Genomic DNA, 25,666 nt, shown 5'->3' with positions numbered 1-25,666 from the left:
ACGGAACCCGCCGGGCGAAATCATCCGCGAGACGAAACGAATTCACCCCCTCGCGGGGCCCGTCTCTCTGGCCCCTCGGTGGTTCGGGTGAGGTGATACCGCAGGGCGTTCGCGGAGGGGAATCCGCTCGCGCGCGCGATGGACGACAGGGAGGCGTTCGGGTCGCCGGCGAGCAGGAGCTGCGCCGCGAGCGACCGGCGCGCGGTCAGCGCGGCTTTGGGGGAGGCGAAGGCGATGCGGAACGTGCGCGCCAGATGGCGTGGTGTCACCCCCAGTTCAGAGGCCAGAGACTGCACGGTCACGCCGTGCCATCCGGCGCGGGCGTCGAACAGGGCGAGCGCCCGGGCCAGCAGATTCTGCGCCTCGTCAGATGCCGGAGGGATGCCGCTCACCACGAGCTCGTTGACGATGGATGCCACCAGGCCCGCGATCGCGGACTGGAGGTGCAGATCGACCGCGGGCGACGTGCGGGGTGCGATGTTGAGGCGGGAGATGACCACGGCGCTCAGGGTGACGACGGCACGCGAGGCGTCGGCCGGGGCCGTGAGAACCATCGAGTCGGGGAGCTCGAACGTCGCGATCTCGGCGGGCAGCTCGACCTCGACCCGTGCGGACGACGTGTCCGCGGAGAGGGCGACGACGTTCTGCTGGGCGCAGACGAGGACGCCGCCCTCTTCGACGCGGTGATCCCGACCGTCGCGGGTACGGACGGTGGTTTCCCCCTCGGCTTGCATCATCACGAGGATGCTCGGCGCGGGGAGCACGCGGCGGACGGCGGCGAGCGGGGAGTGCGCGACCCGGCGGATGGTCGTCGAGAGGTGCACGGACTCATCGGCGAAACAGTACGGCGAGTCGCCTCGGAGGTGGACGTCCCATCCACGGTCGTCGAACCAACGGGCCGTCTCGGTGGCAGCGTGGGCGGCGCCGGGGGTCTGCTGCTGTGGCACGGAGCGCACCTCCCCTCTGCACACCTTCCCCGCGGTGGCTCTGCGAGGATGCGCGGCCCCGAGATCTGCCGGGAATGGCCTCTTGCTTCTTCACCCCGCTACGTAGCGAACTTCACCCGAAACGCCCTCCCAAGGGCTCGTGTCGCTTCGGTTCGCGTGCGCAGACCGCTACGGGGTGAACTCGGACAGGTATCCCGGACACAGCCTCGAATGAGCGACCTCGGAGCCGATGCAGATGAATCGGTCTCCGCAGAGTGTGTGCAGCCCACCGCGGCCTGACCGAGGGCCGTGCGAGGCCTGTCGATGCCGGCGTCCGGCCGCTCGACCTGATTCCCGAGGGAGAACCATGTCCGACATCACGAAGCCGGCCGGCGACCACGTCGCCGCCGCCGGCATGAAGCGACGAACGATTCTGGCCGGTGCGGCCTGGAGCGTCCCCGTCATCGCCGTCGCCACGTCCGCCCCCGCCTTCGCCGCGACCGAGACCTGTCCGAACCTCTCGCAGCCGTCGTCATGGACGGTCTCGAACAACGGTTACGTCGATGAGCAGGGATACTTCGACACCATCGACGGGCGAAAAGTATTCGTCTCGAATGGGAACAACACCAGCAACAGCAGTCAGCAGGCGGTTGCGCGTGTGTATCTCACGGCATCGATGCCTGTGGAGGCGGGAAAGACGTATACCTTCACATGGGATGCCTATGGCAACTACGGGAACTTCGACAAAGCCACCTCCCAGGTCCAGTATTCGCACCTGTCTGTCGATGGTTCTCAAATTTCCGACGACTACAGCACCCGCGCCGACTTCTACGGCAACAATCAGCTGAATATTCAGCAGCAATCTGATGACACGCGTCCCTGGAAGTCCTACTCGTCCGTGTACAAAGCTACAGAAACGAAGACGGTACAGGTCCAATGGGAGTTCATCTTGCCCTACCCCGACAAGCAGCAGACCTCATCGGACGACATCTATACGAGCCTCCCGGCGATCGCCTGCAGTTGACAAATCGGCCCGACCGAAACACGAGCTTCCAATTAAAGGAGAAAAATTGACGAATCTGGAATCCGTCCCGCTCGGCAACATGACCCCGGGGCGACGAGCGGTTCTTGTCGGTGCTGCGTGGAGTGTTCCTGTCATCGTTGCGGCGACGTCATCTCCTGCCCTCGCCGCTACCGGATCTGCCTGCCCCAACCTGTCGCAACCCTCGTCGTGGACCGTCTCCAACAACGGTCACGTGGACCAGGAGGGGTACTTCGACACGATTGACGGCCGTAAGGTCTTCGTCTCCAATGGCAACAACACCAGCAACGATAGTCAGCAGGAATTCGGTCGCGTGTATATCACTGCCTCTATGACTGTTGAGGCGGGGAAGACGTACACATTCGACTGGGATGCTTACGGCAATTACGGGAACTTCGATAAGAATACATCGCAGGTCCAGTACTCACGCCTTTACGTTGACGGATCTCAGATCTCGGATGACTACAGTACGCGCGCAGACTATTACGGCAATAACCAGCTGAACATACAGCAGAAATCCGGCGACACTCGCCCGTGGAAGTCCTACTCGTCGGTGTACAAGGCGACCGAGACGAAGACGGTACAGGTGCAGTGGGAGTTCGTCATGCCGTACAACGGCAAGAGCTCGACCGCGAGTGACGACATCTACACCAGCCTGCCTGCGATCGCGTGTAGCTGACTCGTTTGCGCCGGTGGGGGCCACGTGCGTCTCGGCCCTACCTCATTGACACGGAGACCCCGCGCTGCTTGGACGACGACGCGACATTTTGTCGGGTTCTGATCGGCCCCCTCCTGATGAGGGGGCCGATCGTCTGCAGGGTGGACCGACCGGTCATTCTCACGTCTCCCGAGGTGTTCGACGACCTCATCACCTGAGCGATCGCGGGGAAGGTCGGGAGGTTACCAGGTCCACGGCGACTACACGACGGCGACAAACTCCGGAAGGTGGAGGCGGGCAGCAATCGCGGCGAGGATACAAGTGACTGCGAGGCATACGTCGAGACGCCTGGGCGTCGTGAGGACCCGGGAGGTGCGGGATCGATCTCGCCTGTCGAACCCGCACCTCTCGGGACCCCACGTGCCTCAGCCCTCGGAGACCTCCGCGTCTGAGGGGCCTGCCTCCCGCAGAAGACCGCCGCGCTGCATGACGTCGATGGTGGACTGCAGCGACCGGGCGAAGGGCAGGCCCATCGGCGGGAGTCCGTGTTCAGCGACGACGGCGGCGGCGATCTCGCGCTGCGACGCGCCCCCGCGGCAGGCGCGCCAGATCGTCGGGGCGATGCCGGTCAAGCGGGTGACCGCGCCGGCATCCCCGGTCGTCCGCTGCAGCACGAGCGTGTCCGAGGCGTCCGAGACGGCGTCGACGAAGGAAGCGGTCACGATCGTCCCCGCCCGCGGGCGGGGCTCGAATTCGATCGACGGCGGCTCGACGGCCACCTCCGCTCCAGACCCCGCATGAGCGCCGTCCAGCAGCGCGGCGATGTGGGGTCGCAATTCGGTGTTGTCGCGATACTCCAGACGGAACACCGCAGCCCGTCGCACGTGCGCGGCGATCGTCGCGAGCGGTGAGGTCCCGCACACGAGGCCGCTCGACTGGCGCGCGAGCTCCTCGATCGCCGTCAGCGTGTCCACGGGTGTCGGACGCGGTGTTGCCGGCGCGCTTGACGACCGTCGGAGGATCACGATCACGGCGAGGCGGAGTTCCCCGGCGGGCAGGTCACCCAGACGAAGAGCGCGCGGCGGGATCTCGCAGCGCCAACGCTCACCGGCGACGACGATCGAGAGGGGCTTGCGGTAAGGGTGAACCCGTCCGTCGCTCTCGACGGTGACGTTCTCGTCCGACACGTACGCGAACGCGCGTGACAGGCGGCGGACGGCCGTGGTCTTGCCCGCGCCCGACGGGCCGACCAGCATGCACACCCGCCCCTGGGAGTCCGCGACTCCGCCGGCATGAACCATCCAGGCCTGACCCAGCCGGTGCGCGATGAGGCGGTGCGTCACGTCGTTGGAGAGGGCAGAGAGAGCCCGGTCGTGGCCGCCGTCGAGCCGCGGATCCGGCACCTCGACGACGAGGTCGGGTTGTTCGGCATCCTGGGCCCGTGCCCCTTCCCAGGCTCGGCTGACCACGTCGCGGAAGCCGGGAGTCATGTCCGCGGAGAATCGCAGGGCCACGGTGGCGCCGAGAGCATCGACCACCACATCGGGCGGGGACGAGCACAGCGGGATCTCGGACGTCGGTGTCGGGACCGCCATGACGTCGGTCATTCCTGCACCACCTCGGGCGTGCGCGACAGCGCCAGCACGCCGAGGAGTTGATCGAGCTCGTCCGAACCATTCGCGTACGGCAGCACGGGTCTGCCGTCGGTCCCGACGAGGACGGCGACGGGGCGCTCCGAGCCGATCTCAAGCGTGTGGGCGAGGAGCCCGGCGGGGTCGATCGCGCTGGGGGTGCGCGGACCGTCCGCCGAACGGGCGGGACCGTTCCAGTCGACCTCGTGGCCGGCGGCGTACACGATGCGTGCATCGAGGAGGGCGGACAGCTCGGCGTGATCGCGGTCCAGCAGATCCTGCGCGGCCTCGCACCGGCCGCACAACGGCTGGGAGAACAGCAGGAGCTGTGCTCGCCCCCTCAAAGCCGCCTGCACGACGTCGACCACCAGGCCGTCCTCCCGGATGAGCACCGGGCGCGGGTGCGCGGCGAGCGGAGAGGCATCCGTGCTCGGCCGGTGCGCCGCCGCCACGGTCATCCCCGCGACGACGGCGATGACGAGGGATGCCATGACCAGCGCGAACGTGCGGGCGGGGTTCTGCAACAGTGCACCCACCACCGACGGCGCCTGCTCGGCGGTTGCGAGGACCGCGGCGACGGTCATCGCTCCCGCGAGCGCGGTGAACAGCAGATTCCGGCGGGGGACGGCGGGAGAGAGCGGAGTGGAGGCGACGCGCCCGAGGCATCCGCAGTCCGCCGTCGAGCCCGCCCGGACCGCCCGTCTCGCGATGACCCAGAAGCCGAGCATCGACAGCGTGACCGCGCCGGCCGCGATGATGCGTGTCACGCCGTCGGACACCAGCAGGAGGAGACCCAGACCGATCTCGCCGACCGAGACGGCACCGACCATCAATCGGGGGACGGGGAGCGTCAGACGGAGCGAGCGCATCGTCGTCGCGGCCTCGCCCAGCGCCGCGAGCTTGCCCGCACCGCTGACGACGAGGAAGGGCGCCGCGACGGCGGCCAGGACGATGTAGGCGGCGCTCATTGTTCTCCCTGCGGCCCGGGTGGGACCGGACGAGATGGGCGGTGCTGACGGGCTCTGCCCTCAGCATGGAAGCGGAGCGGAAGCGGCCGCACTCTTTTCCGGTGGCGATCGCGCATTCTTCACCCGGTGTACCGCCCGCTCGGCGATTCTTCTCACCCGGTCCCCGCGGACAGCGGTCCACGGAAGCGCTTCTCCTCACGCTCCTACCCTCGGCGCAGCCCTGCTCCGTTCGCGCTTCGTTGTGAGACAAGATGCCCCGCCGCCTCATCGCCCCCCTGCTGCTCGCCGTGCTGCCGCTCCTCGCCGGCTGCGGGCTGCTGTCCGTCCCCGCGGCGACGGGCAGCGGACCCCTGCCCGCCGTCGCCCGAACGCCCACCGCCATCCCCACGGACGCGACCCTGCCGCCGGGGACACCGGTCGCGGCCGGACGCTGGTCGTGGATCGTCGGCCCCGTCCTCTGGGACCGGACCCCGTCGATCCTCGCCGCGAACCCCCACGCCCCGTCGGTCCCGGACGGGTACGGCTGGGCCGTGGTCCACCTCACCGCCACCAACGTCAGCACGGAGCGGGCGAGCCCGTCCATCTTCGACGCGACGCTGGCCGCGGCGGGGTGGACGGTGTCGAGTCATCAGATCGCCGAGACGCCGGTGCGGCTGCCGGACGCCTTCACGTCGAAGACCGTCGGCCCCGGGGAGAGCGTGACGGGCGACATCGGCTTCTGGGTTCCGCTGCACGCGCAGACCGATCGCTTCTGCTCGGTGACGCTGGACGTCCGTCCGCGGGTGACGGCGGAGTCCGAGGAGTTCGTCTTCGCCTGCTCCGTCGACCCGGGCTCCGCTGCGACGGACGCGCCGCCCCCGGCGACCTCGACGCCCACCCCCGCGACGACGCCCACCCGCACGACGAAGCCGACCGCGACCCCCCTCGCCTCCCCGACGGCGCCCCCGACACCGGTGCCGACCCCCGGCGCGACCGCGGGAGGGTGAGGCTCGGGGGAGCGGCATCCATTCTGGGGTGAAGCGTCTGGTGACCTCGGGGAGGCCGCCGGAAACGGCACCGCCGCCCCGGAAGACACGGGGCGGCGGTGCGCGTCGCGACGCGGGTCAGAAGTCCCGGTCGGCGTCGATGAGCCCCCAGGCGTGAGCCGCGCGGATCGCACTCGACCGGTCGGTCACACGCAGCTTGCGGTACAGGCTCTGCAGCTGCGTCTTGACCGTGTTCGGCGACACGACGAGCACCTGGGCGATGTCCGAGATCGTGGCGTTCGGCGTGAGCTGGTTCAGGACCACCTGCTCCCGGCGGGTGAGGTGCGGCACGCTCACCGCGGACTCGAACACCGACCGGCGCCGGGCGACCTCGCGCTGGGCGGGCTCGGACAGCATCGAGAACAGCGGCGTGCGATCCTCCGGTCCGACCACGCTCCACGGGCTCCAGAGGGCGTTGCGGGAGCTCAGCGCCTCCGCACGTCGGCTGGACTGGCGAGGAGAGCCGGGGCCGTTCAGTCGCACGTCGGCGATCAGGCTGACGACGAGGCACTCGAGGCTCGCGCGCGGCGTCGCGTCGGTCTGCATCCCCCACTTGATCGCCATGACGTAGGCGTCGTGGGCGCGGCCCGCGTAGAGCAGCGACAGGGCGATCGTGGGGGCGGTGATCGGCGACAGACCGAAGGGCCCCTCGAACAGGGCGATCGCCTTGCGGGCCTGACGGAGCGCGATCATGACCTTCGCCCGGGCCACCAGCACCAGGGTCGAGTGGTAGTGGGACGGCGGCGTGATCCGCGTCCGCTTGGACCACAGGCGCAGCGCGCCCAGGGCGTCCGCCGAGACACCCGCCTGCAGCAGCGCGATCGCGTTGAGCGCGGCCGCCATGGGCCAGAACTCGCGAGCCGTGAACGTCATCGATACGCGCGCGAGCGACTCGAGGGCGGCATCCGGCTCGCCCTTCTCGAGCTGCAGCCACGCCGCGGCGAAGCGCGTCGGCTCGCCCCACGGGGATTCCCGCCACTGGTCGCCGTCGGGTCCGGCGACGAAGGCCTCGGCGGTGTTCACGTCGCCCTCGAGGAGGGAGATGATCGCGGCGGCGCCGCGCGTGCGCAGCCGGGCCGGCCCTTCCGCGGAACGCAACGACAGTCCGAGGGCCATGCTCGCGTCGCGCAGCTTGCCCGTCGCGAGGTGCGTCATCGCCACCTGGTACCAGGCCTCGGCGAGGAACACCCCGTCGGGCGAGATGCGGCGGCGCAGGCCGTCCACCAGGAGGGTCACGGCCTCGGCGGCCAAGGCGAAGCGCCCCGACGCCCGCAGCAGGTGAATGCGCGACACCAGCGCCGCCGGATCGGTCTGCGCGGCGGTCTTCGTGTCGGGCAGCTTCGCCAGCGCCGCCACGGCGAGGCTCGGCGCGTCCTGCGACTGCGCGGCCTCCGGGTCGAGGGTCAGCAGGACCTCGGCGACGTCGGGCGCGGTCCCGCCGAAGAGACGGAGCGCGCTCACCAGCTCGGCGAACGCGTCGGCGTCGCGCAGCCAGATCTGCGGTCCGGCGGAGCGCAGGATGGACGCGAGTCCCGGCCAGTTCTTCGACTCCTGGGCCAGTCGCGCGGCCAGCAACGGCTCGCCCGCCGAGACGAGGTAGGCCGACAGCGCCAGTCGTGCGTCCTCGACCGCTTCCGGCCGGTCGCGGAGGACCTGCCGCAGCCACCGGTCGCGCACCGGCTCGGCGAGCACGAGCCGCGTCGCACTCGGCCAGACGAAGCCCTCCTCGCGCAGCGCGTCCATGAGGTCGGCGAGCGAGCCGGTGTCCGCGTCGATGCCGACCGCCTCGGCCACGTCGGGCGTGACGTACGGCGGGATCGCGAGCATGGTCAGGTCCTTGGCCGCCCACCCCGGGAGGCGGCGTTCCATGTCGGACGTGAACGCGTACGCCGCGTAGTCGGCGATCGCCTCGGCCTCCTCTTGCGTGCGCATCGACAGGTCCTCCAGGCGCAGGTGCGCGCCGGCGAGCTGGACCAGGGCGGGCCATCCGTGCGTGCGCTCGTAGAGGGTCTCGACGGCGTCATCGCTGAAATGGATGCCATTGCGTCGCAGGACCGAGGTCATCTCCTCGCGCGTCATCAGCATGCTCGCCGCGGGCAGGACGAACGAGTCGAACTCGAGCGCGATGAGCGGGCTCTCGAGGCCCGTGACGTGACGGGTCGCGACGACGATGCGGAGCGACGGGTCCTCGCGGAGGAGCCCGAGCAGGTCGTCCGAGGTGATTCCGAGGCCGTCGTCGCGGTGCGAATCGACGATCAGGACGTGCTCGGCCGGCCCGCCGCGGAACCCCTCCGCCACGCGGGCCAGGGACTGCGCGGTGGTGGCCGGGCCGTTGACGAACTGGACGCCGACCGTCGGGTCCTCTCCGAGCTCGAAGGCGAACTGCTGCAGGAGCGAGGTCTTGCCGACGCCCGCGGGACCGCGCAGCAGCACGATGTCGTGGGCCAGGGCCTCCCGCATCTGCGCGACCGTGTCGGTGCGCGGGGCCCAGAATCGGCTGAGGCGACGGGATCCACGAGGGCTGACGAGATGCGCGTCGAAATCGATGAGCATGGGACTCCTGACGGGTGAGCCGGGTCTCGGCCGCCCCGTGCGGCTGCGGAGCGACGTCGTCCCGAGCGGGTGAAACAGTCGGGTTGTATCGAGTCCGATATTTCGGCTGTCGGCTCCCGCTTCTCATCTTCGCGAGAGTGATATCACCCTGTTTCTCACCCTTCGGCCGCCGAGAAGGCGAAATTCCGGGTCACCCTGGTGAGAGCCGGGGGAGTGGCATCCCTCCCGTCTTCACCCCTGCGCAGGGTCAGCCGCGGAGCAGCACGCCGGACCGGACCAGGTCGTCCAGGCCCACCTGCAGAAGCTCATCCGCGGGTTCACCCGGAGGGGGAGAACCGTGCACCGAGGCGATCCGCTCGCCGATGGTGCGGAGGTCGGAGTCGGTCGCGCACTGCCGCCAGATCTCCGGAGCGATGCCGCTGATCACCGTCAGCTCGCCCTCGCCGTGGCCGACGTGGCGGAGGACGGCGAGGCGCGTGTCGTCGGACACAGCATCGACGAAGGGGGCGCGGCGATAGAGCCCGGGCGGCGGGCCGGGGAGTTCTGCATCGCGGGCCTCGTCCGCCGGCCATTCGTGCCGGACGCCCGGGCGGCGGGGTGCCGATGTGGAGAGCAGGTCCGTGATGATCCCGGTCAGGTCCGCGTCGTCCCGGTACTCGAGCCGGTACGGCGGGGCCGACGCCAGGCACGCGGCGATCGTCGCCAAGGGGCGGTGCATGCTGCTCAGACCGCTCGAATGCTCCGCGACGGCGATCAGCGCGTCGAGGGTGTCGAGCGGGACGGCTCGCGGCGTCGCCGGAGCATGACGCGAGCGGTCGAGGACGAGGACCGCGCTCAGCTGCAGCGGCGAGTCCGGCAGGGCCTGCAGCCCCAGCTCCTCGGGGGCGATCTGCCGCTTCCACCTCTCACCGTCGACCACGAGCGAGAGGGGCTTGCGGTAGGGCAGCACGCGTCCCCCGGGTTCGACGGCGACCGTCTCGTCGGACACGTAGCCGAAGCGTCGGGAGAGGCGGCGCGTCGCGGTCGTCTTGCCCGCCCCCGACGGACCGACGAGCATGCACACCCGGCCGTCGGGGTCGGCGACACCGCCGGCGTGCGTCATCCAGATCTCGCCCCGTCGCCGGTCGATGGCCCGACGGGTGACCGCGGCGGTCAGGTCGGAGAGCGCCTGCTCGGCGTGGGCGCCGGGCGGCGGCACGTGGACGTCGACGTCGGCGGCCGAGACGGTGTCGGGGAGCATCGCCCCCGTCCAGGCCCGGCGGACGGCGGACTCGAGCGACGAGTCGGCGCCGTCGGGGAAGTGCAGCGCGAGGCGGCGGCCGAGGGCGGCGATGTGGGCAATCTGCATGGCGAGCACCCTATGCAGATGCATGCGGGTGGCAGGCGGAGGGATGCCGCCGCCGCCCGCGAGCGGCAACGGGTGAGGTTTTGAGGGGGGACGGGTGAGGCGGAGAACGAAGCTCGGCCCGCCCCCGCGTGGCGTCCCGCGGAGCGGCCGGAGTTCCTGCTCCGCGCGGTGATAGGCAAAGAGGCTCAGGCCCCCGTGATCGCCCGGTGGTCGCGCTCGCCGCCCGGCGGGTGGTTCGGCGAAGGCTCTGCGTACTGTGCAGACGGCCGTCGCGCTCTGCGAGGCCGCAGAAGGGTGGAACAACGGGTGGACCTGCTGAAGATGGCGCGCATCCTGCGCGCGTATTGGGTGACGATCCTCGTCCTGGCCGTGCTGGGCGCCGCCGCCGGTTGGGGGTGGAGCGCGGTGCAGCCCCGCGTCTATACGGCGGATGCCACCGGGTACGTCTCGGCGGTGCAGTCGGAGGCATCCACCGGAGCCGCGCTCGCCGGAGACCAGCTCGCCAAGTCCAAGGTGCTCTCCTACATCGACATCGGACGCTGGCGGTCGGTCGCCGAGTCCGCAAAGGCGCAGCTCGGGCTGACCGACTCGGTCGACGAGCTCAGCCGACGCGTCAAGGTGACGAACCCGGCGCAGACGGCGACGCTGCGGGCGGAGGCGTCCGGCCCGACGCCGGAGGCGGCGCGCGACCTCGCGCAGGCGTGGCTGCGGGCCATGACGGAGGAGATCAACCGGCTCGAGGCCGACGACACGGGCGAGAGCGCCGTGCAGCTCATCGCGGGCGACTCGGCGCAGCTGCCGCAGAGCCCGTCGTCGCCGAAGGTGCGCATCGCCGTCGCCGCAGGCCTGATGGCCGGTCTGCTGAGCGGCGTCCTCTTCGCACTGATCCGTCGGACCTTCGACCGTCGGCTGCGCTCGAGCCGCGACGTCACCGAGAGCTGCGGCGCCTCCGTCATCGGGATGCTCCCGCTCGACAAGGAGCTCGTGGGGGAGCGCGCCGTGTTCTCGTTCGACGACGTCCGCGACGGGCGCGGGTCGTTCGCCCACAAGGAGGCCATGCGGGAGCTGCGCACCAACCTCCAGTACGTCGACGTGGACAATCCCGCCCGGGTGATCGTCGTCACCAGCCCGCTCCCCGGCGACGGCAAGTCGACCACGGCCGCCAACCTCGCGGTCAGCATCGCGGCGACCGGACAGGCCGTCATGCTCATCGACGCCGACCTGCGCCGACCCGTCGTCGGGGGGATCTTCGGCTTCTCCGACGACGTCGGCCTGTCGGAGGTCCTCGCGGGACGGACGCAGATCGAGGACGTCGCCCACAAGGTCGATGACGAGGGGAACTTCTTCGTGGTCGCCGCGGGGCGCACACCTCCCAACCCGAGCGAGATGGTCGGGTCTCAGCGCATGCGGACCCTGGTCCGGCGGATCAGCGAGGAGATGATCGTCATCATCGACTCCCCTCCGACGCTTGCCGTCGCCGATGCCGCCATCATCGCCAGCTGGGCCGACGGGGTGCTCCTCGTCGTGACGGCCGGCCGCACCACCGACGACATGCTCAAGCGCGCGGTGGAGAACATCGCGAAGACCAAGGGGCACCTTCTCGGCGTGGTCCTGAACCGCGTCCCGCGTCGCGGCGTCGACGCGGGATATTACGGCAAGTACACACGGTACTACGGCCACGATCACGATGCGCAGACGCGGTGGCAGCGACTCGTGCAGGCGCGGAAGCGCCGGGCGAGGAAGCCGGCCGCGCGCACCGAGTCGGGCGCGCCGACGGCGACGCCGTCGCGTGCGGCTCGTCGACGGACGTTCGAGGAGGGTCCGCGCATCGACACCGACAGCTCGGGTATCGAGGTCGGTCTGCAGGAGCTGCTGCGCCCCGCGCCGGCATCGGCGTCGACCGGGCCGGTCCGAGTGCTCAGCAGCCCGGGCACGGAGCACGGCAAGCGGTAGCGCCGAGCGGGTGCGCGGGGCGTTCCGAGTGCCCCCGGGTCAACGGCTGCCGCCCGGACCAGCCGCCGCGAACGTCTCGCGTGCCACGCGATACTCCTCATCGATGCGTGAGACGTGCAGGGCGAAATCGAGCTCGCGGGCCGTCGCGGCGGCACCGCGCGCCAACGTCCGGCGCAGGGCGGAGTCCTCCGCGATCCTCTGCAGCGCTGCGGCGAACGCCGCGGGTGTCGTGTCCGCGCTGACCACCCCGTTCTCCCCGTCTCTCACCAGGGAGCCGGCGGCGGCGTGCGTCGCCACCACCGGACGCCCCAGGAGCATGCTCTCAGCGATGACCAGCCCGAAGGTCTCGGGCCACAGCGAGGGGAAGACGAGCGCCGTGGCAGAGGCGATGAGGTCCGTCTTTTCGTGGCCGTCCACCCACCCCGCGTAGGTCACGGTCCGCCCCACCGCCGCTTGGACCCGTCCGCGTTCGGGCCCGTCGCCCGCGATGACGAGCTCCCCGTCGATGCCCGCGAGCTCCCAGGCCCGGAGAAGCAAGTGGATGCCCTTGACGCCTTCGAGCTTGCCGAGGAAGACGAAGCGAGGGCGGGAGCGCTGCCGCATGCGGCTGCGGCCGGCCGGGCGGGGCCATCCGTGGGGCACGACGTGGAGGAGGGTCTCGTCGACGGGAAGGCCCAGCTCGAGATGACGAGCGCGCGTGCGCTCGCTGGGGAAGACGATGACGTCTGCGCGCCGAGCGCACCGCCAGAGCAGGGCCGCCCGTCGGCGTTGCACCCATTCGAGCCGGTCCGGCCAACGCCCGTCCCGCACGGTCGTCGATCGGGTGTCGACGAGCCCGTAGTCGTGGGTGGTGTGAACGACCGCGCTGTGCCTGGACCGGAGCACACGGGCGCCGATGCCCTGGAAGCGGTGGACGTGGACGACGTCCGACGACCGCTGCACATGCCGGTAGGCAGCCGGCGTGGCAACCGCGCCGACCAGATCGAGGGCATGGAAGAGGAGGCGCTCGATCACGCGTGCACCGTGTCGATGGGCGGGATAGGGGCGCCAGACGGGGCGGACGTCCACCGTGACGCCGGCCGCAGCCGCGTCAGCGACCGTCTGCGCATCCGCGGCGCCGCACACGATGCGCACACTGTGCCCACGAGCTGCTTGGGCCGACGCCAGCGTCATCACATAGGCCTCGGCCCCGCCGAGCGGAGCGACGAGTGAGCTGTGCACGTGGGTCACCCGCACGATCGTCTCCTTCCCGCCGGACCGCACTGCGGCGCCGTGAGGACCGGGCTGCATGCACGGAGCCGCGGCTCCTCCGTCCCGGCGAGGGTAGGCGCGGATGAGCGTCACGACCGGGCGGGGCGACGACCCTGACGGTGCGAGACCCTCCAGATTCATGCGGCGCCTCATCCGCGTCACCGGCCGGCCTCACCCGTTCCGCTCGTCCGCGCGACGGCATCCCTCCCGCCCCCCATCAGACACGCTGGATCGCAGGGCGTCGGCCGACGGAAAGGAGAAGGTGTGAGGGTCGTGAGCGTGTCCCCGGTGGTGCCGAGCGAGGAGGTGGCGCACGCCGGGGGGCAGTACTACCTGCGACACCTGCGCGCCCTCCGCCGCGGTGGTGCTGAGGTCACCGTCGTGGCGCTCGACACCGCCGAGAACAGGGAGGCGCGATCCCGTCTTGAGGGAATCGCGGTCGTCCTGCTCCCCGCGCGCTCGCCCACGACGCGGGTGGGTCGGATCCGCGCGCGCTGGGCCCGCCGCCTTCATCCCGCGCGCCCCGTGGACTGGCATCCCCGGTCTCTCTCCGCCCCCTCGGTGGTGCGGCTGCTTCGCGAGGCCGACGTCGTGGAGTTCCAGTGGACCGAGACGGCCTGGATCGGCCGCGGGCTGCGCCGATGGACGGACGCACGCACCGTGGTCGTCGCGCACGACGTGCTGACGCAGTCCTACGAGAGGAATCGAGCCCTGGTCCGCCGGAGGGCATCCCCGCGCGGCGTTCTCGCCGCGTGGCGCGTCCGATCCGTCGGCCGCGACGAGGCGCGCATCTACCGCGCAGCGTCGGTCGTGCTGGTCTTCAGCTCCAAGGACGCGCGTCTCGTGGACCGGGTGACCGCGGGAGCGGCTGCCGTCGAGGTCGTCCGTCCTCCGCTCGCGATGACCGTGCGGGAACGGACGGCACCGTCGACCGCGGGCGACGTCCTCTTCGTCGGTGCGTTCGACCGGTCGGTCAACGCCGAGGCCGCGGTCTGGGCGATGACCGAGATCGCACCGCTGGTGCATCGGCGGCATCCCGATGCCCGCTTCGTCTTCGCGGGCGCGCATCCTCCGCCGTCCATGCTCGAACGCGAGGCCGAGACGATCCACGTCACGGGCCGGGTGCGCGATCTCGAGCCGTTCTACGAGTCGGCGGCCGTGGTGCTCGTGCCCCTGCGGTCGGGTGCCGGCGTCAAGTTCAAGACCGTCGAGGCGATGGTCCGCGGCATCCCCGTCGTCTCCACCTCCGTCGGCGTCGAGGGCATCGTCGACGACCACCGCATCCGTGCCTTCGCGGTGGCCGATGACGCCGCCGGTCTGGCGCATGCCGTCTGCCGTGCGCTCGACGACCCCGCCGCGGCCCGGCAGCGGGCACGCGCCGTCCAGGGCGAGGCCGCGGCCGAGTTCTCGCCCGAACGCTTCGAACGGCACCTTGCCGCGCTCTACCGAACACGATCAGGAGAAGACTGATGGATGCCTCTCGCCCCACCGTCCGACGGGCCCGCGTCGTGGGGGCGACGGTGACCTACGCGGACCGCTCCGCCTCGTGTCGCGCGACGGTCGAGGCCATGCTCGGGGAGGGGGTGGACCACGTGGTCGTCATCGACAACGGCTCGGCCCCGTCCTCGTCGTCCGCGCTGGAGACGCTCCGCGACGCTCACCCCGGCGTCATCACACTCTGTCGCCGTCCTCGGAACGACGGCTCCGCGCCGGCGTTCTCCGCCGCGCTGGCGGAAGCACGACGGGCCGGAGCGGACCTGGTCTGGCTCCTGGACGACGACAACCTCCCCGTCCCGGGCGCGCTGACGGCTCTGCGTCGCCGCGAGCAGGCGCTGCGCGACGCCGGGCGGAGCGTCTGCGCCGTCGCTCCCACGCGATCGGCGACCGCGGAGCCGGACGTCGTCGCGCGCGCCATCGCCGACGACAGCGCGCGCGAACCTGTTCGCGACGCCGTCGCCTTCGCCGGCGTCGACACCCGGGTGTTCGTGCGGCGGCTGCTCGAGCGGACGGGCCTGCGACGGCCGAGGCCCGCCCGCTCGTCGTCACTGCAGTCCGCTCCGTACGGCGGGCTGCTGATCGGGTCCGACGTCGTCCAGGCCATCGGTGCTCCCGACGAGTCGTTCGTCCTCTACGGGGACGATCTCGAGTACACGTCCCGCATCCCGGCGGCCGGCGGGCGCCTGGAGCTCGTGCCGGAAGCGGTCGTCGTCGACCCCCGGGGGGACAGATGGATGCCTCCCGGGTTCGAGGTCCTCGCCATGTTCCGGTCTCGCAACGACGCTCTGCTCTACTACTTCCTTCGCAACCGCGTCGTCCGCGAGCTGCGCTCCGGCCCCCGGTGGACGACCGCGCGCGTCGTGAACGCCGGGCTCTTCGTCGTGCTGTGCGGCGCATGTCTCGTCCTCACCCGGAGGGGCGACAAGGCGCGCGTGATCCTGCACGCCGTCCGCGACGGAGTGACCGGACGGCTGGGCCGACGCCGGGAGCTCTGACGTCGCCGCAGCCCTCATGTCGCGCGCGTCCCGCGAGCGGAGGCTGCGAGCACGTCGTCGACGACGTTCGAGACGGTCTCCGCAGACCGCTCCCACGAGAAGCGCCGCACGTTCTGCCGCCCCGCCTCGATCAGACGTCGACCGACGGCGGGAGAGGCGTCGACGGCTTCGATGGCCTCCGCGATCGAGGCGACGGACAACGGGTCGAAGTAGAGGGCGCTGTCGCCGAGGACCTCGGGGATCGAGGCTGCGCGTGCCGCGATCACGGGCGTGCCGCACGCCTGCGCCTCGAGCGGCGGGAGACCGAACCCCTCGTACAGCGACGGGAAGGCGAAGGCCGCCGCCCCACGGTAGAGCCGCCCGAGCTCGTCGTCGCCCACCCGTCCGAGCATGACCACCTCGTCGTCGTTGCCGAGCGACGCGCTACGAAAGGCGGGGGCTTGGCTTCCGACGATGAGGAGCCGTCGGATGCGATGCCGCGTCGCCCGTCGGAACGCCTCGACGAGACGCCGGAAGTTCTTGTGGGCGTTGGGCGACGACACCCCGAGCAGATACGGCTCGCGTTCCCGATGGAGTGGTCCATCTTCCGTGAACACCGGTGCGACCGCGTTGTTCACGACCTCGATCCGGGTCGGGTCGAGGTGGAAGTGCGCCGCCAGTTCGCCGCGGGAGAACTCGCTCACGGTGAGCACACGCTGCGCCCCTCGCAGAAGCGGAGGGATCATCGCGCGGTACTGCGTTCGGAACAGCCGCGAGAAGCTCTCCGGGTGGCGCACGTACGTGATGTCGTGATGGGTCGAGATGTGTCGTCCGTACGCCAGAGGTCCCGTGCTCCCCAGGTTCAACAGCAGCGGGCGCCCGCGGCGCCGCAGCGCAGCGGGAAGCTCGAACTGTTCCCAGGCCTGCCCGGACCGACGACCGACCACGGTGAGTGTCGCGGGGTCCACCGGAAGGGTGCCACCCGGGAGGGGCGGGCGGAGCACTTCGACCGGGCGCAGATGGGCGAGGTGCCGGGTGATCTCCAGGGCGAACCTCTGCACTCCGGTGAGCGGCTGAGTGAGGAACCGTCCGTTGATGACGAGATGAGGCGCCGACGAGCTCGGGGACGTGGGGCGAGAACGGGGCATGGTGTCTCCTCCGTGATGAGTGGAGTCCCAGGGTGGCGCGTCCGTCGGAGTTCTCGGAGGGGTCGCTCGACCTCAGCGCACGGGCGGCGCCTGACGAGCGGTGTGATGATTTCGCGGGTGAAACAGCATGTATACATGACTGAGGGGCTGGCGATCCCCCCCGTTGCCGACGGTCAGTGGGCGGAGTCGCCCGGGGACAGGACGGCCTTGAAGGTGCGGGCGAGGATCTGGATGTCGCCGACCAGCGACCAGTTCTCGACGTAGAAGAGGTCGAGGCGGATCGCGTCGTCCCACGACAGAGCGGAGCGGCCGCTCACCTGCCAGAGCCCGCTCATGCCGGGCCGGACGATCAGGCGACGGCGCGCGGCGTCGTCGTAGAAGGCCACCTCGGCCTCCCGCTGCGGACGCGGGCCGACCAGGCTCATCTGCCCGCAGAGCACGTTCCAGAGCTGCGGGAGCTCGTCCAGGGAGTACTTGCGCAGGATGCGGCCGACGGGTGTGATCCGGGGATCGTCGGCGACCTTGAACAGCGGCTGGTCGGCGCGGCCCTGAGCCTCCAGCAGCGCGCCGAGGCGGGCGTCGGCGCCGTCCACCATCGACCGGAACTTGACCATGTCGAACGGCACGCCGCCCTGGCCGATGCGACGCTGCCGGTAGAGGATCGGCCCGGGGCCGGAGAGGCGCACCAGCGCGGCGACGGTGGCGAGCACGGGCGAGAGCAGCAGCAGGATCACGCCTGCGCCGATGATGTCCATTCCCCGCTTCAGAAGGAACTGGCGATGCGAGTAGCGCGGTGTCTCGACGTGGACGAGCGGCAGACCCGCGACGGGTCGCGTGTGCATGCGAGGCCCGGCCACGTCCACGAGGTCGACCGCGACGACGAGATGCTGCCGGCCGGGCTCCAGGCTCCAGCCGATCCGGCGGATCTGGTGCGCGCCGAGAGCGGCACCTCCAGACACGAGGACGGTGTCGGCGTCGACCGTCGCCAGGGAGTCGCGCAGACGGCGGGTGTCGGTCTCTGACCACTCGCCGTCGCTGTCGCCGACATCGGTGACGTGGGTGCCGACGACGCGCAGACCCGAGCCGGGCTGCCGCTCGAGCTCCGAGATCGCGCGGGCGCACTCGTCGCGGTCGCCGACGAGGAGGACGCGGGCGGACATCCGCCCCCGGCGACGCTCCGCCCGCAGCCACCATCGGCAGAGGAGCCGGCCGCCGACCACGAGGGCCGTGCCCAGCGGCAGCGTCAGAAGGAAGTAGCCGCGCGAGAGCTCGGTGTCCGCCAGGTAGTTGGCGATGGCCACCAGCCCGAAGAGGTGCAGGGACGCACTGATGACCAGGCGGTATTCGATCGCGCCGTAGCCCACCACGCGCGGCGCGCGGGTGTTGAAGAGCGTCAGGGCCCCCACCCAGGCCAGCCCCAGCACGGCCGAGAAGAGCTCGTAGCTCAACGGCGACCCGGCGACCTCTGTTTGGTGCAGGCCGACCCACAGGCCCTGGATGCCGTACACCGCGATGAAGACCGCGACCACGTCCGCCACGAGCAGCAGCAGCGCGTATCGGCTCTGCCACGGACGGGTGCTCGTCCGTGCGGGCCGGATGGTCGTCGGGCGGGTCATCGTCGACAGGCTGTGGTCCATCGTGCTCCAAAGCGTCGTCTTGGGGCCGCGCTCGAGGGAGGAGACGGCAGGAGGGTGGCGGGTGACTCGGGAAGACTGCCGTGCCCGGCGCGGGTCGCCCGGACGGCGGCGATCGGCTCCGGGGCGGGTGAAGACCGGCTCAGCGGCACGTCTCGGACACCGAGACGGGCGTGTTCGCAATGCCGGGCGTCGTCCGGACCGAGCCGATCCCCGCGGCGGGGTCGTACGTCGAGGTGGCGGTGACCGTGGTGCTTCCGCCGGCCGGGACGGCGACGGTCACGCTGCGTCCGTCCCGCCCCCCGTCGACGCCGCTGCGATCCCAGGACGGCACGTCGCCCTGGGCGGGATCCGTGGCGAGGACGGTCTGCCCGCGCGGCGAGAAGAACAGGACGTCGAGCAGCATCGTGCTCGTGGGCAGCCCCATGGACCTGTTGCGGTGCCCCTCGGTGTACGGGGGAAGACCGTCGCGGGGCGCACTGTTGGTGAGCGCGATGCTCGTCTGGACGGTCCCCGCGGCCGCGTCGCAGGTGACGGTGACGGACGAGGCCAGGTAGTACTCGAGCTTGCTGTAGGACGCATCGTTGACGAAGACGCCCAGGTCGCGACCGTCGGCGGCGAACGTCCCGGCCAGGCCGGCGCGCTCGATCGTCTGCTCCTCCGGTTCCGAGCGCATCCAGGCCATCACGCGCTGCTCCTGGACCCCGCGGGAGAGCGCCTCGATCATGGGGATCGGTGCCCACTGGCCCTTGGACAGCACTGCGAAGATGCTCCGCACGACCCGCTGGAAGTAGGCGTCGGCTGCCGGCCCGTCCGCCCCGAAGCGCACATAGGCGTCGCGGAGGAGGACCGTGACGACGTTGTCCGAGCTGATGACCTCGCCGTCGTCGAGCGTGACCGGGCCGGTGACCTCGAGGATGTGCGAGAGGGCGACGGGGTCCAGTGAGACGACCCCGTCGACGGGGCTGCCGGTCACCTCGGTCCACATCGCATCGAACAGATGGGCGGTCAGGGGGAAGTCCGGGGTCCGCGTGTAGTTCTGCGGGAACTGCCACGTGTCGCGCTCGTAGAGGGCCCGCGTCTCCGCCGGGATCTCTAGGATGTCGCGTCCGACGAGACCGGCGGCGTAGAAGGTCGACGAGTCCGCCTGCTCGTCGAGCGACAGGCGGCCGTCGTCGACCCGCAGCAGCGTCATCGCGGCCGGGTTGCCGCCCGTGGCACGGACCTCGGCGTTGTTCTGGAAGAGGACCAGGTAGGAGCGCGGGCCGTCCGCGCCCGCCATGTCGAGCAGCGTCGGGAGCGACGCGCTGAGGTCGTCCAGCGTGGGACGCAGGTCGCCGATGAGCGTGGAGAACGAGGTCACCGCGTCCGCGATCTCGGGGACCACCGCCGTGGAGTCGACCCCGGTCATCATGTCGGCGGCCTCGTCGACGGCGTCGGAGATGACAGGGACGGCGTCCTGCGCGTGGCGCAGCGGCGTCAGATCGATCCCCGCCCCGTCGGCCGACAGGGATCCGGTGGACAGGTCGGTCATGAGGGTCACGCCGGCCGGAAGGGCCTTGTCGTCGATCACCGTCGCGGCGCCCGTCATGGTCTGCACGGCGTCGATGTTCGGCCCGACCGCGGGGAGATTCGCGGCCGCCTCCCACAGGGGGCCCTGGACGATGTCGTCGGCCGCCCGGATCTGGTCGGACACCTGTGCGGTCAGGGCGCGGACGGCGTCGGCGTCGCGGTCGCGTACGGCGGCGGCGATCCCGCCCGCGGCCTCTCTCGCCGCGGTCAGGTGGTCGCGCGCGGTGCGCGCCTCTCCCCAGAGAGTCCAGGCCGCGACACCCACGGCCCCCGCGGCGACGAGGAGCACGGTCGCCGAGCCGACGACGATCAGCCGTCGGCGGCGCCGCCGACGTCGTCGGTCGGCCCAGGTCGGGGCGGCGTGGCGACGGGTCGCGGGTTCGGAGGGGGAGGGGGCGGGAGCCGGCATCCGGGGAGCGTACGAGCGCTCTTCCGGGCGATCGCCGCCGCCGCGAGGCGGCGCGGGGCACCGCGCGGCAAGCGCCTGCCCGGATTCACCCGCAGCGTGGTCCGCCCGCCGGTCAGCAGGTCACCTGGGGTGGTGAGAACGGGGCGGAACGGCGTTCGTGCGAGCCGGGTGAACGCGGAAGCTCCACCGGGTGAGGTGCACGGCGAAACGCGGGGCCGGGGACCGCATCAGAGCCGCGCCCGGGCGGGGAGGCCGGCCGCACCCGGGTATTCCTCTCGTGAGTCCAGGGATCCGCCGACGCGCGAGCGTCATCCCTGCACCGGAGTGAGGAACCCCGCGTGAGCAGTACGTCCCCCCACGTCGTCATGGTGACCAACGCCGTCGCCCCGGACAAGCTCGGCGGGCTCGAGCGATACGTCCGCGAGCTGTCGGCGGCACTCGTCCGGGTCGGCACGACCGTCACCGTGGTCGCGAAGCGAACGGATGCCGCGCAGCCCCTGGTCGAGGACGGGGAAGACGGCGTCCGCATACGTCGCTACGTGCCGCCGTCCAAGTCCGACCCCCTCTTCGGCGTGCGCTACCCCCTCGCCGTGACGCGGGGAGTCGACCGCGCGATGCGCGCCGCGCTCGCCGACGCCGGTGCCCGGAGGGCCATCGTGCACGGGCATTTCCCCGTTCCGATGCTCGGTCTCACGACCCGGCGCGGGCCGTACGTGTACACGTGTCATGCGCCGGTCTACAAGGAGGTGCTGTCCGAGCGCCGCGGGTCGTACTTCCTCCCCGCTCCCGTGCAGAAGGCGGCCGTGGCGGGTCTTCGGGCCGCGGAGCGGCGCGTCATCCATCGCGCCCACACCCTCATCGCCTTGAGCGACTTCGTCCGGTCCGAGGTCGCGGAGCTGAGCCCGCTGGCCGCCGACCGCGTCGTCCGCATCCCCGGCGGTCTCGACACGGACTGGTTCTCCCCCGACGAAGCCGTCCGGGGCGGGTCGTCCAACGAAGTGGTCCTCTTCACGGCCCGGCGTCTGGTCGAGCGGACGGGTGTCGACCGTCTGGTCCGGGCGATGCCGCACGTGCTCGCGCGCGAGCCACGGGCCCGTCTCGTCGTGGCCGGCGCCGGACCGCTCCGCACAGAGCTCGAACGGGACATCGACCGCTGGGGACTGCGCGACCGCGTGCGGCTCCTCGGCCGCGTGTCGGAGGTCGAGCTGCGGGACTGGTACCGACGAGCCGACCTCGCGGTCACCCCGACCGCCGCACTGGAGGGCTTCGGACTGTCGACCGTCGAGGCTCTCGCCTGCGGGACGCCGGCCTTCGTGACCCCGGTGGGCGCGAATCCCGAGGTCGTGAGGGGGCTGTCGCCCCGCCTCATCGCCCGCGGGGCGGGGGCGGGTGAGATGGCCAGAGGCATCCTGGAGCTCCTGACCTCGGACGAGCTCCCCGCCATCCGCGCACGGGCGCGCGACTTCGTGCACCCGGCGCTCGGATGGTCGGCCGTCGTGGATTCGCACGCGGAGCTCTACGACCGGATGCCGGCGACCTCGTGAGCGACTCCGTCCGCGTCACGGTGCTCGTGCCGTCGATCAGCGCGTCCCGCCTCGAGCGGGCTCGCACCTGGCTGGCCGCGCTCACGGCGGAGGGGTTCGACGTTCGCGTCGTCGCCAACTCCGCGTCGGCCGCGGCCTGGGCCCCGCGGCTGTCCGCCACGGTCGTCGACACCGGGGCCAACCCCGGCTTCTCCCGCTCGATCGTCGCCGCGCTCGAAGGCGCGCCCGCGTGGGATTGGCTGATCCTCATGAACGACGACCTCGACCTGGCTCCCACGGCGCCGGCGGCGATCCGCCGGGTCCTGGCCGACCACAACGAGGCCGACGCGGCGATCGTGCACCTCGGCGACGAGCCGGCGCGGGCGCTGCCGACCGTCGGCGGCGTGTTCGCCTCCGTGTCGCTGCTCGACGCCCTGCGGCACCGTTTCGGACGGGCGGACCAGGCGGGGCGCGAGCGCCGCTCCGCCCGACGGGGCCGCGAGGGGGTGGCATCCACCTATCGCTCCTTCAGCGCGGTCGCGATCTCGCGCGCGTCCTGGCGACGCGTCGGTGGCCTCGATCGGCGGTTCGTGTTCTGCTACGAGGACGCGTTCTTCGTCCGCCGGCACCGGGCCCTGGGCGGTCGGGAGCCGGTCTGCGTGGACGTCGGGATCCGCCACGAGAAGTCCGCGAGCACGGGGCAGCACATCCGGACCGTCCTGCCCGCCATCGCGTTCTCCGCGTTCCGGTATCTCTGCGCCGTCGGGGTCTCGGAACGCCGAGCGTCGCGCGTGGTCGTCGCGGCCCTCCTCCTCCGCGTGCCGCTGGTCCCGTTCGCCTCCGCGCGGACCGGCGAGCACCTGCGCGGCATCGTCGCCGCGATCCGTTCCGTCTCCTCCCGCCGCGAGCCGGTGCTGCCCCGCTATGCCGACATCTGACGCCGCCCTCCCCGGACCCGCTGACGCTCGTGTCGCCTGGTGGGCCGTCGCCGACGGCTCCCTCGACGTGCGCGGATCCGACGCGTTCGACGGCGGCGCCGAGATCGTCGTCGTCCCGGTCGGGGCCGTCGAACCCGTCTCGCTCATCGGCCACGGCGCGGAGCTGTGGCGACGACTGGTCGGGAGCGGCCCGTGGGAGCCGAGCACCCTGGATGCCGCGGACGTCTCGCTCCTGGAGGAGATGCGCGTCGTGGGGCTAACCCATCTCGGCGGGCGGCCGCCGACCGTCGTGACGGACCTCTGCGTGCCGACGCTGTCGTCGCCGCTGCACGAGCTCGTCTACGGTGTGGTGGCCAACGTCGCCCGCGAGCGGGGGATCCGCTGCGTCTTCATCAAGGGGCCCACCCTGCACCTGCAAGGGCTGCGGGAGCGGGAGCATTCGGGCGACGTCGACGTGTGGTGCGAGCCGGACCGCTGGGACGACCTGGCGGAGGCCCTCGCCACGCGAGGGTGGCGGCGCGAGGCGGACCCGTGGCGCGGCACGAGCGTGAACCATTCGGCCACGATGAAGCCCCTCCTCTGGGGGTGTGAGATCGACGTCCACCGGCGCATGCCGGGCGCCGTCCACGACGACGAGCGGGCCTTCGCCGCGCTCTGGCGCCACTCCTCGGAGGTCTCCTTCGCGGGGGTGCGCGTGCGCGTCCCGACTCCGCCGATGCACGCCGTCGTGTCGGCGCTGCACGGCGTCCGGCCGGAGATCGGCCGCCTCGGACGGGACGCCGCGGCGTCCGAGAACGCCGTTCGGCTCCTGTCCCGGCCGGGAACACTGGCGTGCGCCAAGGACCTGGGCGCGGTCGTCGCTCTGCGGACCGAGCTGCTGGAGGTCGTGTCCCCGTCCGAGCTGCGGGGATACGACCAGGGCATCCCGCGCGACTGGGTCTGGCGGGGCCAGCCGGACCGTGTCCGCGCGTACTGGGTGGCCCTGCGCGAGCAGCGGCTGTGGCAGCGGCTCCGGCTGATGTTCCGGCTGCTGTGGCCGAACGCCGACGTCGCCGCGGAGTCCGCGCGTCGCGCGGGCGACCGCGCGGGCGGATCGGTGCGGGCGCGGCTGCGTCGCATCGTGCGCGGCGCACGCGGATGGCTGCGGACCTCCCTGCACCGATAGCGCACGGGTCTCGCGGCTGCGGCCCGTGGCATCCCGCGCTTCTTCTCAGAGGTGGCACGGCGCGCAGAGGTCGAGCCGTGCGCGTCGTCCGCCGTGCGCGATGGGCCTCAGCGGGCCCAGGGCCGCCAGCGCGGCGCCGCCGGGTCGCCGTCGAGGGCCGGCGGTGCGAGCGGAGACGGGGATGCCGCCCGCCGGCAGGCGTCGACGGCGAGGACGAGCAGCGGCACGAGGGAGACGGCGGAGGTCGGCCCGTACTTCAGGATCGGGAACGTCGTCTCGGTGAAGCTGATGACGAGGAAGCCGAGGACGAACGACATCGCCGCGATGCCGCGCGAGCGGCGGGTCTGGCGGGCCGCCCCCACGAACGCGAGCGTGACCACGACCGCCACCGCGGCGACGAGCACCACGCCGCCCTGGACGAGCAGCGTCAGAGCCTCGTTGTGCGCGTGGCTCGCGGCGCTCGAGAGGTAGCGGCGCAGCTCGGCGTAGTGGTCGGTGTACCAGGTCGCCCCGAGGCCGAAGAGCTCGTTCTCGTGCCACCTCTCGATGTTAAACATCCAGATGCCGCCGCGGTACGTGTACGCCGACGGGTCCGTCTCGCCGAAGGGGATGCGGAACAGCGCGACCACGGCGACCGCGAAACCAGCCGTGCACAGGACCCGCCACGGCGCGCGGGGGAGGAGCCAGCCGACCACCACGACAGCGAGGACGACCACGGCCCCCGACAGTGCCGTCCGCGACGAGGTCAGCACGAGGGCCGCCCCGATCGCACTGACGATCGCGAACTGAATCACCCACCGTTTCACCAGGAAGGCGAAAGGCAGCGACATCGCCAGGAACATTCCGAGGATGTTCGAGTGGGAGAAGATGCCCGCCAGCAGCGGCGCTCCCGTGATCGACTTCTCCACCTGCGCGAGGCCGGCCGACATGAACACGTTCTGCGGAGCGACGACCGTCCCCACCAGCGACACCACGGCGACGAGGCCGCCGAGATACCCCAGCACGACGAGGTCGGACAGGCGGATGCCGGTGGCCACGACGAGGAGCCCGACCACCGCGGGAACGAGGATCGAGACAACCAGACCCCTCTCGAAGAGGAACTGCGACACCAGGAGGACCGCCGACGGCAGCGTCACCACGGTCACCGCGAGGAGGCTGACGCGGGTGAACAGCAGAGCGACGCCGGCGATGGCGAGGGCCAGGAGCGGCACGCCGATGCCGACCAGCGAGTACGTCAGGGCGACCGGCGGCGCTGCGACCACCGCCTCGCCCTCCGTATAGAACGCGCGGTTGGTGGTGAGGGCCTCGGCGATCGGCCCGGCGGTCGAGTACAGCCACAGCAGCGCCACGAGCAGCCGGCGGGGAACGGGGCCCGGATTCAACCCCCGCGGCGCTGCGGGGGCGGGGGAGGCGACCGGCGCGGCCGTCATTACTGTGTGCACGCCCGACAC

At 71.5% G+C, this 25,666-nt stretch carries 19 protein-coding genes; 9 read left to right on the top strand and 10 right to left on the bottom strand.

Annotated elements, in window-relative coordinates; all coding sequences use genetic code 11:
* Positions 1 to 20: 20 nt before the first annotated feature.
* Positions 21 to 947, bottom strand: a complete 927-nt coding sequence (locus ACO03V_RS00675; protein ID WP_423136225.1) for a helix-turn-helix domain-containing protein — start codon at positions 945 to 947, stop codon at positions 21 to 23.
* 346 nt (positions 948 to 1,293) lie between these two features.
* On the opposite strand from ACO03V_RS00675, the gene ACO03V_RS00670 reads away from it, so the two are divergent.
* Both ACO03V_RS00670 and ACO03V_RS00665 read left to right on the top strand, forming a co-directional pair.
* Entirely contained in the window at positions 1,294 to 1,950 is a 657-nt protein-coding gene (locus ACO03V_RS00670) for a hypothetical protein (RefSeq protein WP_423136224.1), read from the top strand.
* A gap of 46 nt (positions 1,951 to 1,996) precedes the next feature.
* Entirely contained in the window at positions 1,997 to 2,647 is a 651-nt protein-coding gene (locus ACO03V_RS00665; protein ID WP_423136223.1) for a hypothetical protein, read from the top strand.
* Between the two features lie 404 nt (positions 2,648 to 3,051).
* Here the strand turns inward: ACO03V_RS00665 and ACO03V_RS00660 are convergent, their stop codons facing one another.
* Both ACO03V_RS00660 and ACO03V_RS00655 read right to left on the bottom strand, forming a co-directional pair.
* Positions 3,052 to 4,233 carry a hypothetical protein gene (locus tag ACO03V_RS00660; protein ID WP_423136222.1) on the bottom strand — a complete coding sequence of 394 codons (1,182 nt, stop codon included), beginning with the start codon at positions 4,231 to 4,233 and terminating at the stop codon, positions 3,052 to 3,054.
* A complete protein-coding gene (locus ACO03V_RS00655) occupies positions 4,230 to 5,225 on the bottom strand; it encodes a MauE/DoxX family redox-associated membrane protein (protein WP_423136221.1) in 996 nt (331 codons plus the stop codon). Before ACO03V_RS00655 ends, ACO03V_RS00660 begins: the two co-directional genes overlap by 4 nt.
* Positions 5,226 to 5,476: 251 nt before the next feature.
* On the opposite strand from ACO03V_RS00655, the gene ACO03V_RS00650 reads away from it, so the two are divergent.
* On the top strand, positions 5,477 to 6,211 hold the full coding sequence (locus ACO03V_RS00650; protein ID WP_423136220.1) for a hypothetical protein: 735 nt from the start codon (positions 5,477 to 5,479) through the stop codon (positions 6,209 to 6,211).
* 117 nt (positions 6,212 to 6,328) lie between these two features.
* Here ACO03V_RS00650 and ACO03V_RS00645 read toward each other — a convergent pair whose 3' ends face one another.
* Both ACO03V_RS00645 and ACO03V_RS00640 read right to left on the bottom strand, forming a co-directional pair.
* Positions 6,329 to 8,803, bottom strand: coding sequence for a LuxR C-terminal-related transcriptional regulator (locus tag ACO03V_RS00645; RefSeq protein ID WP_423136219.1), 2,475 nt, complete (start codon positions 8,801 to 8,803; stop codon positions 6,329 to 6,331).
* A gap of 247 nt (positions 8,804 to 9,050) precedes the next feature.
* Positions 9,051 to 10,151: a hypothetical protein gene (locus ACO03V_RS00640; protein ID WP_423136218.1), complete on the bottom strand. Its 1,101-nt coding sequence runs from the start codon at positions 10,149 to 10,151 to the stop codon at positions 9,051 to 9,053.
* Between the two features lie 306 nt (positions 10,152 to 10,457).
* Here ACO03V_RS00640 and ACO03V_RS00635 point away from each other — a divergent pair, with 306 nt between their 5' ends.
* Complete coding sequence (locus ACO03V_RS00635; protein ID WP_423136217.1) at positions 10,458 to 12,104, top strand: polysaccharide biosynthesis tyrosine autokinase; 1,647 nt, start codon at positions 10,458 to 10,460, stop codon at positions 12,102 to 12,104.
* 39 nt (positions 12,105 to 12,143) lie between these two features.
* On the opposite strand, the gene ACO03V_RS00630 is transcribed toward ACO03V_RS00635, so the two are convergent.
* The gene (locus ACO03V_RS00630; RefSeq protein WP_423136216.1) at positions 12,144 to 13,340 is read right to left on the bottom strand and encodes a glycosyltransferase family 4 protein; all 1,197 of its coding nucleotides are present in this window, start codon (positions 13,338 to 13,340) and stop codon (positions 12,144 to 12,146) included.
* 288 nt (positions 13,341 to 13,628) lie between these two features.
* Between ACO03V_RS00630 and ACO03V_RS00625 the strand changes: the two genes are divergently transcribed.
* Both ACO03V_RS00625 and ACO03V_RS00620 read left to right on the top strand, forming a co-directional pair.
* On the top strand, positions 13,629 to 14,825 hold the full coding sequence (locus ACO03V_RS00625) for a glycosyltransferase family 4 protein (RefSeq protein ID WP_423136215.1): 1,197 nt from the start codon (positions 13,629 to 13,631) through the stop codon (positions 14,823 to 14,825).
* Positions 14,825 to 15,847 (top strand): glycosyltransferase, encoded by a 1,023-nt coding sequence (locus ACO03V_RS00620; protein ID WP_423136214.1) that lies wholly within the window; start codon positions 14,825 to 14,827, stop codon positions 15,845 to 15,847. Before ACO03V_RS00625 ends, ACO03V_RS00620 begins: the two co-directional genes overlap by 1 nt.
* Positions 15,848 to 15,861: 14 nt before the next feature.
* Here ACO03V_RS00620 and ACO03V_RS00615 read toward each other — a convergent pair whose 3' ends face one another.
* The 3 genes from ACO03V_RS00615 to ACO03V_RS00605 form a co-directional block, all read right to left on the bottom strand.
* Positions 15,862 to 16,974: a glycosyltransferase family 4 protein gene (locus ACO03V_RS00615; RefSeq protein WP_423136213.1), complete on the bottom strand. Its 1,113-nt coding sequence runs from the start codon at positions 16,972 to 16,974 to the stop codon at positions 15,862 to 15,864.
* Between the two features lie 173 nt (positions 16,975 to 17,147).
* Positions 17,148 to 18,590, bottom strand: coding sequence for a sugar transferase (locus ACO03V_RS00610; RefSeq protein WP_423136212.1), 1,443 nt, complete (start codon positions 18,588 to 18,590; stop codon positions 17,148 to 17,150).
* Between the two features lie 160 nt (positions 18,591 to 18,750).
* Entirely contained in the window at positions 18,751 to 20,589 is a 1,839-nt protein-coding gene (locus ACO03V_RS00605; protein WP_423136211.1) for a DUF4012 domain-containing protein, read from the bottom strand.
* 338 nt (positions 20,590 to 20,927) lie between these two features.
* On the opposite strand from ACO03V_RS00605, the gene ACO03V_RS00600 reads away from it, so the two are divergent.
* The 3 genes from ACO03V_RS00600 to ACO03V_RS00590 are packed head-to-tail and all read left to right on the top strand — an operon-like array spanning position 20,928 to position 24,215.
* The gene (locus ACO03V_RS00600) at positions 20,928 to 22,133 is read left to right on the top strand and encodes a glycosyltransferase family 4 protein (protein ID WP_423136210.1); all 1,206 of its coding nucleotides are present in this window, start codon (positions 20,928 to 20,930) and stop codon (positions 22,131 to 22,133) included.
* Entirely contained in the window at positions 22,130 to 23,050 is a 921-nt protein-coding gene (locus ACO03V_RS00595; RefSeq protein ID WP_423136209.1) for a hypothetical protein, read from the top strand. The genes ACO03V_RS00600 and ACO03V_RS00595 overlap by 4 nt, the downstream gene beginning before the upstream one ends.
* Positions 23,037 to 24,215: a nucleotidyltransferase family protein gene (locus ACO03V_RS00590; protein WP_423136208.1), complete on the top strand. Its 1,179-nt coding sequence runs from the start codon at positions 23,037 to 23,039 to the stop codon at positions 24,213 to 24,215. Before ACO03V_RS00595 ends, ACO03V_RS00590 begins: the two co-directional genes overlap by 14 nt.
* Before the next feature lie 107 nt (positions 24,216 to 24,322).
* On the opposite strand, the gene ACO03V_RS00585 is transcribed toward ACO03V_RS00590, so the two are convergent.
* Positions 24,323 to 25,657, bottom strand: a complete 1,335-nt coding sequence (locus ACO03V_RS00585) for an O-antigen ligase family protein (RefSeq protein ID WP_423136207.1) — start codon at positions 25,655 to 25,657, stop codon at positions 24,323 to 24,325.
* Positions 25,658 to 25,666: the final 9 nt, after the last annotated feature.

It is taken from the genome of Microbacterium sp. HMH0099, from assembly GCF_049384025.1.
Lineage (GTDB): Bacteria > Actinomycetota > Actinomycetes > Actinomycetales > Microbacteriaceae > Microbacterium.
The sequence above is the reverse complement of the archived record's forward strand: the minus strand, read 5'-3'. Positions and strand labels throughout refer to the sequence as shown.

What these genes read in the sequence shown, in the direction of transcription:
- ACO03V_RS00605 (WP_423136211.1), bottom strand. Translation starts at nt 20,589, where the DNA reads ATGCCGGCTCCCGCCCCCTCCCCCTCCGAACCCGCGACCCGTCGCCAC.
- ACO03V_RS00620 (WP_423136214.1), top strand. Translation starts at nt 14,825, where the DNA reads ATGGATGCCTCTCGCCCCACCGTCCGACGGGCCCGCGTCGTGGGGGCG.
- ACO03V_RS00640 (WP_423136218.1), bottom strand. Translation starts at nt 10,151, where the DNA reads ATGCAGATTGCCCACATCGCCGCCCTCGGCCGCCGCCTCGCGCTGCAC.
- ACO03V_RS00660 (WP_423136222.1), bottom strand. Translation starts at nt 4,233, where the DNA reads ATGACCGACGTCATGGCGGTCCCGACACCGACGTCCGAGATCCCGCTG.
- ACO03V_RS00645 (WP_423136219.1), bottom strand. Translation starts at nt 8,803, where the DNA reads ATGCTCATCGATTTCGACGCGCATCTCGTCAGCCCTCGTGGATCCCGT.
- ACO03V_RS00655 (WP_423136221.1), bottom strand. Translation starts at nt 5,225, where the DNA reads ATGAGCGCCGCCTACATCGTCCTGGCCGCCGTCGCGGCGCCCTTCCTC.
- ACO03V_RS00590 (WP_423136208.1), top strand. Translation starts at nt 23,037, where the DNA reads ATGCCGACATCTGACGCCGCCCTCCCCGGACCCGCTGACGCTCGTGTC.
- ACO03V_RS00610 (WP_423136212.1), bottom strand. Translation starts at nt 18,590, where the DNA reads ATGACCCGCCCGACGACCATCCGGCCCGCACGGACGAGCACCCGTCCG.
- ACO03V_RS00615 (WP_423136213.1), bottom strand. Translation starts at nt 16,974, where the DNA reads ATGCCCCGTTCTCGCCCCACGTCCCCGAGCTCGTCGGCGCCTCATCTC.
- ACO03V_RS00650 (WP_423136220.1), top strand. Translation starts at nt 5,477, where the DNA reads ATGCCCCGCCGCCTCATCGCCCCCCTGCTGCTCGCCGTGCTGCCGCTC.
- ACO03V_RS00670 (WP_423136224.1), top strand. Translation starts at nt 1,294, where the DNA reads ATGTCCGACATCACGAAGCCGGCCGGCGACCACGTCGCCGCCGCCGGC.